General features: G+C 30.6%; 20 protein-coding genes. 7 read left to right on the top strand and 13 right to left on the bottom strand.

Annotated features, from left to right (window positions below; all coding sequences use genetic code 11):
* Positions 1-237: 237 nt before the first annotated feature.
* The 4 genes from N534_RS0114055 to N534_RS0114070 are packed head-to-tail and all read left to right on the top strand — an operon-like array spanning position 238 to position 4864.
* Positions 238-3153 (top strand): histidine kinase, encoded by a 2916-nt coding sequence (locus tag N534_RS0114055; protein ID WP_028893083.1) that lies wholly within the window; start codon positions 238-240, stop codon positions 3151-3153.
* Between the two features lies 1 nt (position 3154).
* A complete protein-coding gene (locus N534_RS0114060) occupies positions 3155-3904 on the top strand; it encodes a LytTR family DNA-binding domain-containing protein (protein WP_028893084.1) in 750 nt (249 codons plus the stop codon).
* A gap of 9 nt (positions 3905-3913) precedes the next feature.
* A complete protein-coding gene (locus tag N534_RS0114065) occupies positions 3914-4336 on the top strand; it encodes a secondary thiamine-phosphate synthase enzyme YjbQ (protein ID WP_028893085.1) in 423 nt (140 codons plus the stop codon).
* Positions 4337-4864 (top strand): hypothetical protein, encoded by a 528-nt coding sequence (locus tag N534_RS0114070; RefSeq protein WP_028893086.1) that lies wholly within the window; start codon positions 4337-4339, stop codon positions 4862-4864. It abuts the gene before it with no gap.
* On the opposite strand, the gene N534_RS0114075 is transcribed toward N534_RS0114070, so the two are convergent.
* Positions 4859-5293: a hypothetical protein gene (locus tag N534_RS0114075; protein WP_028893087.1), complete on the bottom strand. Its 435-nt coding sequence runs from the start codon at positions 5291-5293 to the stop codon at positions 4859-4861. The genes N534_RS0114070 and N534_RS0114075 overlap by 6 nt on opposite strands.
* Positions 5294-5415: 122 nt before the next feature.
* Between N534_RS0114075 and N534_RS0114080 the strand changes: the two genes are divergently transcribed.
* Genes N534_RS0114080 through N534_RS0114090 form a run of 3 tightly spaced genes read left to right on the top strand, consistent with a single transcriptional unit; the run spans position 5416 to position 7384 of the window.
* Positions 5416-6729, top strand: coding sequence for an NAD(P)/FAD-dependent oxidoreductase (locus N534_RS0114080; protein ID WP_028893088.1), 1314 nt, complete (start codon positions 5416-5418; stop codon positions 6727-6729).
* Positions 6716-7024, top strand: a complete 309-nt coding sequence (locus N534_RS0114085; protein WP_028893089.1) for a hypothetical protein — start codon at positions 6716-6718, stop codon at positions 7022-7024. The genes N534_RS0114080 and N534_RS0114085 overlap by 14 nt, the downstream gene beginning before the upstream one ends.
* Before the next feature lie 6 nt (positions 7025-7030).
* A complete protein-coding gene (locus N534_RS0114090) occupies positions 7031-7384 on the top strand; it encodes a hypothetical protein (protein ID WP_038006153.1) in 354 nt (117 codons plus the stop codon).
* Positions 7385-7441: 57 nt separating this feature from the next.
* Here the strand turns inward: N534_RS0114090 and N534_RS0114095 are convergent, their stop codons facing one another.
* The 12 genes from N534_RS0114095 to N534_RS0114150 all read right to left on the bottom strand — a co-directional run.
* On the bottom strand, positions 7442-8143 hold the full coding sequence (locus N534_RS0114095) for a hypothetical protein (RefSeq protein ID WP_028893091.1): 702 nt from the start codon (positions 8141-8143) through the stop codon (positions 7442-7444).
* A 159-nt stretch (positions 8144-8302) separates the two neighbouring features.
* Positions 8303-9331 (bottom strand): DUF4348 domain-containing protein, encoded by a 1029-nt coding sequence (locus N534_RS0114100; protein WP_038006158.1) that lies wholly within the window; start codon positions 9329-9331, stop codon positions 8303-8305.
* Positions 9332-9478: 147 nt separating this feature from the next.
* Positions 9479-9943: a hypothetical protein gene (locus tag N534_RS0114105; RefSeq protein WP_156025641.1), complete on the bottom strand. Its 465-nt coding sequence runs from the start codon at positions 9941-9943 to the stop codon at positions 9479-9481.
* A gap of 145 nt (positions 9944-10088) precedes the next feature.
* Positions 10089-10643 (bottom strand): hypothetical protein, encoded by a 555-nt coding sequence (locus tag N534_RS0114110; RefSeq protein WP_028893094.1) that lies wholly within the window; start codon positions 10641-10643, stop codon positions 10089-10091.
* 150 nt (positions 10644-10793) lie between these two features.
* Positions 10794-11171 carry a pentapeptide repeat-containing protein gene (locus N534_RS0114115; RefSeq protein ID WP_028893095.1) on the bottom strand — a complete coding sequence of 126 codons (378 nt, stop codon included), beginning with the start codon at positions 11169-11171 and terminating at the stop codon, positions 10794-10796.
* Positions 11172-11486: 315 nt separating this feature from the next.
* Positions 11487-11777, bottom strand: a complete 291-nt coding sequence (locus tag N534_RS0114120) for a hypothetical protein (protein WP_028893096.1) — start codon at positions 11775-11777, stop codon at positions 11487-11489.
* 165 nt (positions 11778-11942) lie between these two features.
* Entirely contained in the window at positions 11943-12449 is a 507-nt protein-coding gene (locus N534_RS14905; protein ID WP_051435943.1) for a hypothetical protein, read from the bottom strand.
* Between the two features lie 175 nt (positions 12450-12624).
* Positions 12625-13056 (bottom strand): hypothetical protein, encoded by a 432-nt coding sequence (locus N534_RS0114130; RefSeq protein WP_028893097.1) that lies wholly within the window; start codon positions 13054-13056, stop codon positions 12625-12627.
* Positions 13050-13397, bottom strand: a complete 348-nt coding sequence (locus N534_RS14910; RefSeq protein ID WP_051435944.1) for a hypothetical protein — start codon at positions 13395-13397, stop codon at positions 13050-13052. The genes N534_RS0114130 and N534_RS14910 overlap by 7 nt, the downstream gene beginning before the upstream one ends.
* A 166-nt stretch (positions 13398-13563) precedes the next feature.
* On the bottom strand, positions 13564-14112 hold the full coding sequence (locus tag N534_RS0114140; RefSeq protein WP_156025643.1) for a hypothetical protein: 549 nt from the start codon (positions 14110-14112) through the stop codon (positions 13564-13566).
* Positions 14113-14346: 234 nt separating this feature from the next.
* The gene (locus N534_RS0114145) at positions 14347-14910 is read right to left on the bottom strand and encodes a nucleoside monophosphate kinase (RefSeq protein ID WP_028893099.1); all 564 of its coding nucleotides are present in this window, start codon (positions 14908-14910) and stop codon (positions 14347-14349) included.
* Between the two features lie 147 nt (positions 14911-15057).
* Positions 15058-15539 (bottom strand): hypothetical protein (locus N534_RS0114150; RefSeq protein WP_028892735.1); only part of this gene is annotated, 482 nt, incomplete at its 5' end.

The following is a 15539-nucleotide window of genomic DNA, read 5'->3' on the forward strand; positions in this document are numbered from 1 at the left end:
AGAGAAAACTAAAAATGAGATACACTCATACAGTTCATAAATTCTTATTCATACCATTATTTTTTAGAGGTAAATTTTATTGGTTAAAAACCGTTAGTATAGAGAAATCATTCAATGGTCATAAACTGATAATTATAGGGGTTTATTAATAAGCTTTAAACTAAGAATAGTTATAAATAAAGGTGGTGTTTTTGCGTATTATTGCATAGCCACCTTTTTTGTAGTAATATTAAACTTGTGAAAAAAACTTTTTACATACTTGTTTTTATATCTTTTTTCTTTGGAAATGTTTTTTCTCAAGAGCCTTTTTACACACAATTCACTTCAGATGATGGTCTAGCTTCTCTGGCTAATTTTAATATTATTCAAGATAAAGATAATCTTGTTTGGGTTGGTGCAGAACAAGGGTTGTTTTACTATAACGGTAAAAGGTTTATCAAGGTGAAAAATCCGATAGCAACTACTAAAAGTATATTCAATTTACAAATTGATGAAGAGGGACAAATTTGGTGTTCTACAATTTCAGGACATATTTATAAAGTTGTAAATAAAGAGTTACAGCTGTTTAAAGATTTTTCTAATGAGTTAAAAGGAACCTTTGCCCATTTAATGGTTTTGAATAATGATATCTTTTTTATATCTCAGAGGAAGAGTTTTCAGATAGACAAAAAAACAGGGGCGGTAAAAAAGGATCTAAACGCTGAGGTTTCTAAAATAGCAAAATCTGAAAACGGTTTTTTTTACTATAACTTAAAAGAAACAAATACCATTACTCATGTTTATGAAGAAGATGGATTATCAGTTTTTAAAAAAGTAAAATGTAATGAAAAAAAGTTTTCTTTAAATAAAGGAAATTTTCAGATGTTTCAGTGGTTTGATGAGATTGTTATTAAACTAGAAAGTAATGTCTCAAAAGCGTTTTCAATCAATATTCATACGAGAGAAATTAGTTCTATAAAACTTCCAAATAGTTTTCAGAAAGCTCAGGTATACAATACAAAGAAATTTCAAGAAAACTGGTTGTTAACATCAAATGGAATTTATAGAACTTCTGAAAAAACAAAAGTTAATGATACTGAACAGATTTTTGAAGATTATCATATAACCGATGTCTTACAAGACAATGAAAATAATTATTGGTTAACAACACTTCAAAACGGTGTTTTTGTAGTGCCAAGTTTAGGGATAACAAAAAAGAGTTTTTTAGAAATAAAAGAAGACATTATCTCAATAGAAACTGTAGCAAAAAATCGGTTGTTGTTAGGAACACAAAATGGTAATTTGATTGATTATAATACACAAAATAACGATTATACAATTACGAATTTATCTAATCAACGACCAGTAAATAGAATAAAATACGATGAAATACTCAATAGAGCTTATGTAAGTACCAACGGTACGAGTAGTTATATTTATGACCTAAAGAGTAAAGGAGTGACAAATGTAGGGAGTCAGTTTACTACTGCTAAAGGTTTTGCTCAAATCAGCAAAGATTCGTTGGTATACTTATCGTATCGACATGCAATTATTTATACGCATCTGTCAAAAAATAAAGAACACATAGTTTTAGAAAGTAAAAGACCTATTAGCACTCATTACGATTCTAAAAACAAACTTATTTACCTAACTTATATTGACGGAACGGTAGTTTATAATAAGAAACTACAAACTATACCTGTAAGTTACCAAGGCAAGCCTATTATTTTTTCTGAATACACTCAAACTAATAATGGTAAAATATGGGCAACGACAAGAGATAAAATCTTAGGATTAGAAGCTGGAAAAATAACCGACAGTATTACGTATTCAACAGGGTTGTTGCAGTCTCAAATAAAAGGAATTTTAGGAAAGGATAATTTTCTGTGGATTGTCACTGAAAAAGGGATACAGCGATATGATACAGATAAAAAATTGATAACAACAATCAATTTAACTGATAAAAGTGCTATTAAGTTTAAACACCCAGTTGTTCAAAATAATCATTTATGGATACCTGGAAACAATTTTTTATGTAGAGTAGATGTATCTGTTCCAGATTTAACGCACTCTAAAACGGTTCCATTGGCTTATATAAGTAATGTTAAAATTGGAGGTAACGAACAAGAAATAAAAACAAAGTATGAACTACCTTATAAAACCAATGATATAACATTTAATTTTAATGCAAACGGATTTAAAGCTAGTAGCAAAAATGTTTTTCAATATAAGCTTTTAGGCTTCAATACCGAATGGCAAACATCTGAATTGAATGATGATGTTGTTAGGTATATAGGAATTCCATCTGGAAAATATGAGTTTTTACTTAGGACCAAAAGTTTAGATGGAAGTATAGGGAAAGAAAGTAAAGGCGTTAAAATTATTGTTCAAAAGCCTTTTTGGGAAAATTGGTGGTTTATAGCAGCTGTGTTTTTCACGTCAGTTTTAGGGGTAGTAATATATTATCGAATTAAATTACAATGGAAAGAGAAAGAAGGAGAGCGAGAATTAGAAAAAGTGATTTTAGATAGTAGAATAAGTAAGTTACGATTAGAGAACTTACGCTCACAAATGAATCCTCATTTCATTTTTAATTCTTTAGGAGCAATTCAAGATTATGTAATGAAGAATGAGAAATATTTAGCGAGCGATTATCTAGTTAAATTTTCTCGTTTAATTAGAATGTATTTAAATCATAGTAGGGTTAATGTAATATCGCTCAAGGAAGAACTCAATTCACTTGAAATTTATATAGCGTTAGAGCAATTACGATTTGAGAATAAGTTTAAAGTTCATTTTTTAGTAGATAAGAACATCAATAAAGATCAATTTGAAGTACCACCGTTGTTTTTACAACCGTTTGTAGAAAATGCCATAAAACATGGACTTGTTCATAAAAAAGAACAAGGAAATTTATGGATATCAGTTAAAAAGAACACAAGTAATGTGTTAATTGTAACTATAGAAGATGACGGTATAGGAAGAGAAAAGTCATCAGAAATCAATAAGAAAAGACAAGGGCATAAATCTTTTGCTGTAAATGCCACTCAAGAGCGAGTTTCACTATATAAGAAAGAAAAGTTATTTGATATTTCTGTTGAGTTTACTGATAAAGTTGAAGAAAATAATAAGGCTATAGGAACGGTAGTAACACTAAAAATTAAAAGAATTTAAAATGAAAGCGTTAATAATTGATGATGAAGCAAAAGCACGTAGTGTAATGGAAATGATGCTTACAGAGTTTTTTCCTGAAATAAAAAGTGTTATTACAGCTGATAATCTATTAAATGGAGTAAAAGAAATAAATAAACATACTCCTGATATTGTTTTTCTAGATATTGAAATGCCTGAATACTCTGGATTAGAGATATTAGATTTCATTTCTGAGCCTATCGAGTTTCAATTAATTTTTACAACAGCTTACCAACAATATGCGTTAGATGCGTTAAAGTTATCGGCAATAGATTATTTGGTAAAACCTATTGACAGAGAAGAGTTACGAGTAGCTATGAATAAAGCTAAAGTAAACATCGAACAGAAAAAGGTTTCAGCCCAATTTTCAGAACTAAAAAAAGCAATTCAATCTTTATCATCACATAAAATAGCTTTAGAAGTTCCTGGAGAAATCATTTTTGTATCTCATGAAGATATCTTGTATTTAGAAGCAGATGGTATGTATACAAAGGTACATTTGGCAAATAAAGAAAAGCAGTTAATTTGTAAGCCGTTATCATATTTCGAAAATCAACTTCAAAGCAATAACTTGTTTTTCAGATGCCACAGGTCTTTCTTAATTAATCTCCACTATTTAGAAAAGTTTATAAAAAAAGATGGAGACTTTTTGTTGATGCAAAACCAAACAACAATACCTATTTCTAAAACAAAAAAGCAAGAATTCTTAAAAATTATAAAAGAAGTGTTTTAGATTTGCGGCATGCAATTTTACCAAAAAGAAATTCAATTACCAGCATTTAACAGAGGCTACCATTTAATTACTGATGTTTTATTAGAAGAATTCCCAGAACTTAAAAACATTAAGGTAGGGCAGTTTCAGGTGTTTATAAAACACACATCGGCAAGTTTAACAATTAATGAAAATGCTGATCCGACTGTTCGAATGGATTTCGAGACGCATATCAACAAAATGATTCCTGAAAATATGCCATATTACAAGCATGATTATGAAGGAGCAGATGATATGCCTGCGCACATTAAAAGTTCTATGCTAGGGTGTCAGGTACAGATTCCGATTACCAATGGCAAGCTCAATTTAGGAACTTGGCAAGGAGTGTACTTAGGAGAGCATAGAAATTATGGAGGAAGAAGAAAAGTAGTGCTAACAGCTTTTGGAAATTAAATGAAGTATCATAAGTTTAATTTTTACAGAAATACCTATTGTGAGTTTGAAATGCAAAACATCGATTTTTTTGAGGAGATGAAAGCGCACTTTCAAAGCAAATCAGGAAGCTACTATTATTATACTGAAGAAGGTGTTTTTCGTTATTCAAATCACTGGGGTAGAGTTGCCAACTGCCGATGGAAAATTCAAGGAATAGACCATTATAAAAATCAACAATATTATGTGGGCTATGCAAATTGGTCAAGCTTTTATCCGCTAAACAGTACTGATAAAGTGTTTTATATAGAGGTAAACTATCAAGAACGTAAAGCTAGCATCAAAAGAATACGAACTAAAGAAGGGAGTAAAGAATTCTTGATGACTTCAGAATTTGCACATCAACGCTTAAAACAAATTCAAACCTTATTTAAAGAGTATAAGTGGGCACGTTATTACGAAGAGGATATTGATGTTTTAAGAAAAATAATAATTGATAAACTCATAACAACAAACAAAACACTACAGCAAATAAAGCTAGAATTATGAGTCTTTATAATCTCTATTAACACCAAGGCTAAATCCAAAACGGGTATCACTTTCTCTACCAAGTCTGTGAATAGCAACTTTGCCTAAAGGAATTTTACCAAACTCATTGTTGGTAATTTCTTCGTTGTTTAAAATAAGTTTTCCTTTAAACTGTTTTTTCGTATTATATTCGCTTCTATCTTCTTTATTCTGATAAATATTTATAGATAAAATATTATCTCTATCGGTATACCCACAAAAAACACCATATTTATCCCAAATCATATAGTCGTTACTCTTTTTTAACTCTCTACTTGGTTTACCTAATACTTGAGTTAAGGTACTGTAATTTGTAGGAAAGGTTAAGGGCTTATTGTTAATATGAATAACATCCGTATCGCATTCAATAACTAAATCTTTTACCTTTTTTTTCTTAAAAAAATTGAACATAGTAATTATTTTATTAGGTTAATGAATTTAAGGGATGAAATGTAAAACTAAAAAATAATTTTTAAGAAACTCCTTTCTCTTTTAGTTAAATTTGCTAATTACTTATAAAACCCTAATTAATAATGAACATACCTCAAACGAGTTTTCCTCGAGTTATTATTGTAGGAGGTGGATTCGCAGGATTGGCAGCTGCAAGAGCATTAGAAAATCAAGAATTACAAGTTGTTTTAATCGATAAACACAATTACCATACATTTCAACCTTTACTATATCAAGTAGCCACAGGAGGATTGGAGCCTGATAGTATAGCATTTCCATTAAGAAAAAGATTTAACGATGTAGAAAATTTCTTCTTTAGGTTAGCAAAAGTTACTCAAGTACATGTAGAGAAAAAATATATAGAAACTACGATAGGAAACTTAGACTATGATGAATTAATTATAGCCACAGGATCTACTACAAATTTCTTTGGAAATACCAATATTCAAAAGTATGCGATGGAAATGAAATCGGTTCCACAAGCATTAAATATTCGTAGTTTGGTTTTAGAAAACTTTGAAGAGGCATTATTAGTTACCGATTTAGAAAAACGAAGAGCGTTAATGAACTTTGTTATTGTTGGAGGAGGACCAACAGGGGTAGAGTTAGCAGGAGCATTAGCAGAAATGAAAAAAGGAATTCTTCCTAAAGATTACCCAGACTTAGATATTAGAGAAATGAAAATTAATATCATTCAAAGTTCAGGAGAGTTATTAAAAGGAATGAGCGAAGCTTCTTCAGAAAAATCAGAAGATTTTTTAATAAAACTAGGGGTTGATGTTTGGAAAAATTTACGAGTATTAGATTATGACGGAGAAACTGTAACAACGAATGGAGAAGACCATTTTAAAGCACAAACCGTTATTTGGGCAGCAGGAGTAAAAGGAGCTGTTGTTAATGGTTTAACTGAAGAATGTGTAGTTGAAAGAGCTAATAGGTTTAAAGTAGATGAATTCAATAAAGTAATCGGTTATGAAAATATATATGCTGTAGGAGATGTTGCGTGTATGGAAACCAAAGACTATGAAAGAGGTCACCCTATGATGGCGCAGCCTGCAATTCAACAAGGAAGATTATTGGGCAAAAATATCGTAGCAAAATTAAAGAAGAAAAAACAAAAGCCTTTTAAGTATAAAGATAAAGGATCAATGGCTACTATTGGAAGAAATAAAGCCGTTGTTGATTTACCTAAATGGAAGTTTCAAGGAGTTTTCGCTTGGTTTGTATGGATGTTTGTGCATTTGTTTTCACTTATAGGATTTAGAAATAAAGCAGTAGTGTTTATGAACTGGGTGTATAATTACATTCGTTTTGATCGTGAAACAAGGTTGATTATCCGTCCGTATAAAAAGAAAAATAAATACAGCTTTAAAGAACAAGAAAATGGCAATTACTAGAAACGTTAAATGCCCAAATTGTGGGGTTTTTAATAAGAATAGCGATTACTGTAAAAATTGTAATACGCTAATTTCTTTTGAAAAAAAACAAGAACAAAAAGTAGCAGCATATAAAGAGGAAGAGCTTAAAAAAGTAAAGCATGAAATAGCAAATCCGAACTTAGCAGAACGCTTAAAAAAGCATCCGTTTTGGTTGTACCGTGTTGTCGGTTGGATTTTATATTCAGCATATTTATTAGTAAGTGCTATAGGAGCTTTAATTGCATGGTTTATAGCAATGGTAGCAGCAGGGTAGGAGCATATGCAAAAAAGGATACTTTTATATTATTTCTTTATTTCAGTTGCTTTAGGAAGTTTTATTTATACTGCTCAGCAATTAAAAATAGCGTTACCTAAAATCGTTAATAATTATATAAATGATTTTTTAATACTCCCTATTGTACTAACGGTTTGCCTTTTTATTTTACGGTGGAGTAGGAGAGATAAAAGTTATACAATACCAATTGGCGTAATTATTTATATCTGTGTTTTCTACGGAGTTTTTTTTGAGTATTTATTACCTAAGTTTCATCCAAGATACACTGCTGATTTTATAGATGTATTTCTGTATTTCTTAGGTGGCGCAGTTTTTTATTTTCTTCAGAAAAAGAAATAGTGACTTTGAAAAACTGGACTAGCACTTTTCATAGGACACGTTGTTGTATACAGTTTTTTATATTCCGTTTTTACTTTTCCAGTTACTCATTGTTGTCGGATGTTCATTGTCAATTGGATAGTTCTGATTTACAAAGTCCAATTGTTTTGGTGTTAGTAAGACGAACATTCCGTCATTTCCACAATTTATTGGATAAAATTGTTCGTCCGAATTTTGTCTTCTTAATTCAGCGTTCAACATTTCTATAAAATTCACATAGGCAATCCCCCAATTCAAGTCAGAAAATTGTCCGTCAAACGCTATATATTCAATTCCGTTTAGCTCAATTGAATGTTTCCAACTATTTTGGTCTTGTTGGTTTTTTTCGTTCGCGAATTTTAATTCAAGTCTAAGTTTGTCAAAGGTCTGTTTGACTTGAGCCAAATATTCTGTTAATCCTCCAACCTCAAAAAGTTCCTCACAATCTACCGAATGATAGCGATTGTCCATGAAATTTAGTGTTTCTCCTCGCATTGGTCCTTGAAAAAAGTTCAAGTCCGTATACGCTTTTTCAAAGTTAGCTTTAACTGTATCTAATTCAGATTCGCAGGTCAGATTGAAATATCCTAATTTTTCCAATTCAGAAATGACTTCTTTTCCGCTTAATTTTTTCTGAATTACTTTCTCTGGATTTGGTTTTTTGATTTTTGAAACCGCATTATCCTTTTTGGAATTACAAGCTCCAAAAGTTAAAAGAATTAAGATTAAAAAATGTTTCATTGGTTTTGTTAAATTGCACACAACGGTTTTGGCTATGGTTTCGTTACGGAATGGTAGGCGAGTATCATTACGCCGTAACTATAAATTTAGTAAAAAGGCTCGAAATTCCGATTAGGAATTTCAGCCGTAATGAACTATAGCCGTTGTTACCTACAGTTATTATGTCGATGAATTTACCCAGGTTATCAAAGTCCACTTTCCATCTATTTTTTCAAAGTAATATTCGGCACTGATTCCATTTTCGATTCCGCGATATTCGATTATTGCTTTAAGTCCATTTATTTTAATAAATTGTTCATATTCTGGATTCGAACTAGGATCTTCCACCAAATTTAACTTTCGATAATTTTGATGATTTATAACTTCTTTTGAATATTCATAGTCCTTTTCCCAATCAGCAAATTCAACTGTCATTGGTAACTTTACTCTACTTATTTGAAATATTGAATCCTTATTAAATTGCACTAGAAAATCTTTGAAGTTATTGTCGATATTAGCAATTTGATTTTTCTTGAATTTTACTAATTCAGGTCTTATTATTATCTGTTCTTTTTTTCTTGGGAATTTTCCGTGTTCAAAAGTCAGTTCGACACTATTTTCTTTTTTCTCAAGCGTTTTTATATCAATATCATAAAAATCCGAAATTACGAATGTTTTATTTTCATAGCCCAATTCAGTCGGTTGAATTAAAATATGAATATCGGTTTTTGAATTTTCGGTTTCTAGAGGTAAACTTTGTCCATTGTAAAAGGTCATTACTCTCACAAAAAAGTCCTTTCCATATTCCGATTTGACTTGGTCAAAATCACGCAAAACTGATTCAAATTCCGATTCAGACGTTTGAGTGATTTCAGATGTGTGTTTATAAACGAAAAAATTGTCTGAAATGTCTAAAGTGTCTTTAAAATCCTTTTTGTCAATCAATTTCCGTTCTCCACTTTTTAATTTTTCTGAAACATTTATTTCAGATTCCGAAGTTTGTACGAATCGATAATAGTCAGAAGTCTGGTTGTTTTCAGATGATATTTTACTTTTTTCTAAATTCTCAATTTGAGTTTGTAATTCGGATATCTGATTTTCTTTATCTTTTATTTTTTCGGTCAATTTTTCCAACTCCGATGAAGTTTGTTTTGAATCACAACTTGAAATTAAAATCAATGTTAAAATCAGTAACGGAATGTTTTTCATAATTGTAGGTAACGTTTATGTATAAGGAACGTTGCGGTTTTGTATGCGAGGATTTTCCGCAGGAAAATCAGAAGCTAGCAAAAGAGCAACGACCAAACGATCGAACTAAAATAAGCAATGTTTTTTACACGGTGTTACCAAACGTTTTTATTTTTCAGGTTCATAATTCAGAGTGTTTCCTCTCGGCATATAACTTAAACTTAATAATTCACTACTGTATTCAAGTATAGAATATTCTAGAGTGTCAGAATCATTCGTTATCGTTAGATATTCGAAAGGTTTATGTTCAGTTTCCAATTCCTTTATGTATTCTCTTCGTATTTTAAAATCGTAAACATCGGAAGAGTCAGTTTCCATTCCTTTGTAAAACATAATCCATTTTCCGTTTTTAATTTCAATTCCGGCAAGAGAATCAACTGTGCTTATCCAACGTCCGTTTTTAAATTCCGTAAGTTTTATAATAGGATTTTGTTGAAATTCAATTTCGCTTTTTTTTGCGTCTTCTTTTACTCCTTTTGCAAAGTCAAACATTTCAATTCCGAAATAAGTAATTCCGATAATTACAATCCCAGTTATTGTTATTAAAATTCCTTTTTTCATTGGTTTGGTCAAATGTTTGGTAACGTATTTGTATAACTGTTGTTACGGGATTAAAGTTGCATATTTTGTTTAAGAACTAGCATTAGTAATTACCGAGTGGATTCGGACGAAGTCGAATCCGCCGTAATTGCGGTTATACTTTGTTGTGCAATGTTTTTTATTCAATTTCTATTCCGTTTAAATTCCATTTATAAATTCGATTGTTCCAATCAGTTGCTTTCACAAAATTGTTTTTAACTTCAAAGTCATCATTTCCATTTTGTGAGACAAAAATATCAGCTCCACCGTTTTGCCATATTACTTTTCCATCATTATCAATCCGTGTTATTTCTAATTCTCCGTGAATGATAAAACCATTTTCTATTTTGAAAATTTCAAATGCAGTTGCCGTATCCACTTTTGTTTTCCAATTCAAATTAAGAGTAGGGAAGTCCAAACAGAAGACTGAATCACAACTACATATTAAAATTCGATTAGATTCAATAATTTGGGATGTTTTGTGTAATTCAATTGCTCCGCCTTCAGCTCCAATAATCGCACTGTTTAATTCAATTCCGTTTTCAAATATTCTAATTCCGAATTTAGTAGGTAGGTTATATTCAGGTTCAGGCAAATATTCTTTTATGTAATCAAACGAGTTATCTTTTGAGTCTGGATTAAAGTCAGATTCGTTTATTATTTCAACTCGGTATTTTCCAATTTCGAATATCATTTCAAATGTTGCACAACGGTTTTGGCTATGGTTTCGTTGCGTGAAAATCCGCGAGGATTTTCCGCCGTGCACCGAAGATAGCAAATTTGCGAGGACTTTCCGAGAGGAAAGTCAGAAGCAATGAACTATAGCCGGTGTTGTAGCACGTTTTTATTTTATTAAATTATTCATAAATTCTTCTGTGGTAAGGGTATGTCCATACCAATCAGCTCCATCAAATTTAGTATTCGAAAATTCACAATCAATAAATTCAGCTCCACTTAAAAGGCTACCACTTAAATCAGCATTTGTAAAGTCAACACTTTCAAATTTACAGCATTTAAATCCGCATTTTTTTAAATTACAATTCCGAAAACTAGTTCCAGTAAAGTCTGCACTAAAAAATATTGTCCCTTCAAGATTTGAGTTATCCAAAGTCAGATGTTGTAGGTTCTCGTGTTTTTCAAAGTCGCAATTCGGAAAATCACGTTCTCCTTTTTCATACCTTTCTAATAGGTCTCCAATATATTTTGGAATTTCGTTAGTCATTTCTCAAATGTGCTACAACGTTTATGTATAAGAATAGTTGCGGGTTTGTATGCGAGGATTTTCCGAAGGAAAATCAGACGTAACAAACACGCAACGCCCTTTGATTATGCACTAAATCACAATTATTTTTATACGGTGTTAGCAAATGTTTTTTATTTTGAACTTGTTATTTATTAAATTCGGAAATTCCGCGTTTGGCTAATAATTCAGAAATTTATATTTTTCACTTTCTACTCAATTCCGCAATTTAGGTTTTCTGATTTTATGTAAATTTCCAAGTAAAATTTCAAGCGATTCCAACTTTTTAATATTAGGTTAATCTTGAAAAATCAAAGCAAATAATAAAAATATAATCGGTATCAAATTTATGAATAACCATATAAACTTGATAATTCCGTTTTCAATGTCTTTTGTTCTTATCAAGTTTATAGCATTCAATACAGACCAAATTATCGAAATTACCATTAATGTATTTCCTAAATATTTTCCAATTTGATAAATCAAATCCAAATTAGTATCCCAAAAATTGAATGTTATACTACGAATCACAATTCCTACTACATAGGTTATTAAAATTAAAATTGTATTTCTTTTTAGTTTGTTCATTCTATTACGTGATTTTCTCAAATATTTGCTAACGGTTTTGTGTAAGGTTTGTTGCGATTATTATCTATAAAGTTAGTAAAAAAAGGATCAACAATTTATAGCCAATAATGTTTCAGATGGAAAACACTCAAGCAATAAACTTTACACATTGTTGGCAAATCGTTTTTATTCCGTTTCAATTTTCCAGTTTTCAGTATTCAAAACTCCTTCTATAATTTCATAATCAGGTAGTTTCTCAAAATTAATTCTCAATTTCGTTCCAATATAATTTCTAAACACAATATTGTCAATTTCGAAATCGAGATTTATATAATTTGTTTTGAAATCTTTGTCAATTATTCCAATTTGGTCATAATCCGCAATAATGAATTGGTCTTTCGTTGGTGATTCAGCTAATTCTCTAAATTCAGTTTGTTGGTCAAAAAATAGAGTTTCTTTTTTATCAATATCCAATATATAAAGTCCATCACTTGTCAAAACTGCAACTTGATTTATTTTTTCCGCTATTGCAGTTTTTTTTGGTTCTCCACGAAAAGCACCAATCCATTCAATTCCGTCTTTTGTTGTGAATTTTGTCCAACTCCAAATTTGACTTTTCCAAACTGTATTTAAGTCAAAAGTTTTCTCCTCATACTCTCCAGAAGTAGGTTGGTAAATAAATTCAGCTTTCAATTTTTTCTTTCAGTTTTTGGTTTGGTCAAATGTTTGCCAACGTGTTTGGCTATGGTTTCGTTGCGTGAAAATCCGCGAGGATTTTTCGCTGTAAACCGAAGATAGCAAATTTGCCAGGACTTTCCGAAAGGAAAGTCAGAAGCAATGAACTATAGCCGGTGTTGTGGTTAGTTTTTTACTCATTCAGTATTTCAGTTAGTTTTGGAAATTCCGTTTCCATTCTTTTATTGTCCATTTTTCCATCGTAGTCATTGTCTCCATATTCAAGTCCAACAGCTATTAGTCCTTCAAATCCATTTAGTTCCGATTTTGGTATTTCTCTTAAAATATTTGCAAATTCGTTTTCACCAATTCGATAAATTATTTGGGTTAAAACGTAACCCAAATCATAAGAACTTGCTGCTCCACCATTCGTAAATTTTTTTATTCCAATGATTGCGTTTTTATCTTTTTTCAGAGCGTGGTTAATCAAACTTTCCATTTTTATGTTTTCCGACAAAGATTGATGAACAAACAAAGTGTCGCCAATAATAATTCCATCAACTTTTTCTTTTTTGCAGCTGATTATTGTCAAAATCACAAATAGAAAAATGATTTTTTTTACCATAAATAAGGTTTTGCAAAGTAGAGCCAACCACACCATAAAGTCCAGAAGCAACTAAATAAAAGTCCGATTATGAAGAATATTATTCGCAGTTTTTGAATTCCGACTTTATTTTTTAGATAATACCAATCAAATAATTCTAATAAGATTCCTAATGAGTAAAAAATATTTGCTCCAATTCCCCAAACTATAATTCCGATTGTGTCGTCTAAAGTCCAAAAGTATTCTCCTCTTGAAAGTCCATCATAAATAGCAAAAATTCCGAAAAGTCCAACAGCGACATTATAAATCCATCTTTTAGATTCCCACCATTTTATATTCGATTTTAGTTCTTCTATTGTCATTTTTTCAAATTAACCACAACGTGTTTGTATAAGATTAGTTGCGTGGTTTAGCACGTAATTTAGCAAATAAAAACCGAATAGAAAATCTGCGAGGATTTTCGTAAGTAGGCTTGCACTAGCAATTAATTTTATACGGTGTTGCCACACGTTTTTTTATTCCGATTTATTAGTCAAAAAACATTTCGTCCAATTTCCCTTTTTTATATGATTTCACATACTTTTTTGTCTTTGAATTAATTGGAACGTTATTTTTTTTATTTCCGATATATTCCAGCAAAATTTTCGCTCCACCGAGTTGGACTTCTCTAACATCTTCTTGTTCGCTGAATTTTTGTCCATCAATTTTTTTACAAGTCAAAATTCGGTCGTGATTGATTTTTTGGTTTAAACCATAATTAATCATCGCAACTGTGTATAAAAATTGTTGTTTATTCTCATTGGTCAGAAAAGTGAAAAAATTCCCAAACGTTGGAATGCCCATTCCAGTATCTTTATTCATCCAAAATCCGACAATTTGGGTAGCAGAAATAAATTCCTTTGATTTTACGTTTACAGGATTGTCAAATATATATTCAGTTGCTTTAAAAAGTAAAGGCTCATATTTTTCATATTCAGCGTTTTTATCAGCTTTCATTTCGTTGAGTGATTCGGATAATTGTCCGAACATTGTAATCGGCAAAATCAGCAGTAAAATTAGGTGTAATTTCTTATTCATATTTTTGTTTTTCAATTTTAATGTTTGTCGTTTAGCACGATTTCTCAAATGTGTGGCAACGTTTTTGGCTAGGCTTAGTGCGGGAAGGAAATCGCCAAGATTTTCGAACACGGACTAAGCCGAAGCTTTTTGTTTGGATTTGTTTCTTTTGATTTCACAAAGCCAAATCAACAAGATTTGGCGACTTAGTAAATATACACAAACTTTTGAGAAAGCACAGAACCCGCATGAAGTTTAGCCGGTGTTGTGCATTGCCATTATTTCTGCTTTAATTTTTTCAGTTTTCCAATTTATCGGATAATCAAAATTAATCTTAGAAGTGATTTTAGAATTACCAATTAACTTCTCAATTTTTCTATTTTGATTTATCGTTAACTTAAATTTTTCAATGATTTGATTAGTAAGATTCTCATTCTCATATTCTGAAATTAATTTGTCTAAGTTTTGTAATTCCAAAATCCACAATCGATCAATTTCAAAACCGTGTTTTTTTAGTAATTCGGTTAGTAAGTTGAGTTGTTTTTTCGTTCTTGGATAACCTTGAATCAAAATACCATTTTCAATTTTTGGTAGTTTTTCTTTTATTAATTCTATAATTATTTGGTCTGGCAATACTTTGCCTTTTTGAAAATATCTATTAATTTTAATTGCTAAATCAGAATTAGATTCGTTTATAAATTTGTTTTTAATTAGAAGTTGAATTGAAACTTTCGTTAAATTAAATGTTTCTTCAAGAATTTTTTCAAATATATCTTGTGATGCAAAAGTTGTTGATGTTATTATCTGACAATGTTTCATTCGGGTTGTGCACAACGGGTTTGTATATGAAAAGTTGCGTGTTTGTGTGCGAGGATTTTCCGAAGGAAAATCAGAAGCTAGCAAACAAAGCAACTTACATTGGTTAAGCCAAAACTAGCAATTTTTTATATACGGTGTTGCCAACAGTTATTTTATTCTTTTCCATATCGTAAATCTTTTTTCAGTCCCAAACTCTAACTTTTCTTTCGATAAGTATTTTATTTTCAAGGAATATGGCTTAGAAAAGTATATTCCGTCTTTTTTTAGGATAAGGAATTTGTCTTTTAAGTACTTATCTCTTATTTTTTTGTCAAGATGTTCCTTATCTTTTGAAACTTTTCGATAAATTAATAAAGAATCTTTTTTGATTTCCCATTTTCCGAACTCTTTTTCATTATAATAATTGTCAGTTTTATTAAATGTCAAAAATGTATCTGATTCTTCGTCAGATTCAATGATTTGTGGCTCATTAATTTTGTCCGCTATTTTTTCTTGGGTTGTTCTTAAGTCAACTTTTTTTTCAAACTTCCACTTTCCAATAATCAGTTCGGATTTATTTTGAGAATAACAGGTCAAAAACCCGAATAGAAATGTTATTAGAAGTGCGTTTTTCATAATTGTTGGCAACG

It is taken from the genome of Tenacibaculum sp. 47A_GOM-205m (assembly GCF_000518405.1).
In the GTDB taxonomy this organism is placed as follows: Bacteria; Bacteroidota; Bacteroidia; order Flavobacteriales; family Flavobacteriaceae; genus Polaribacter; species Polaribacter lutimaris.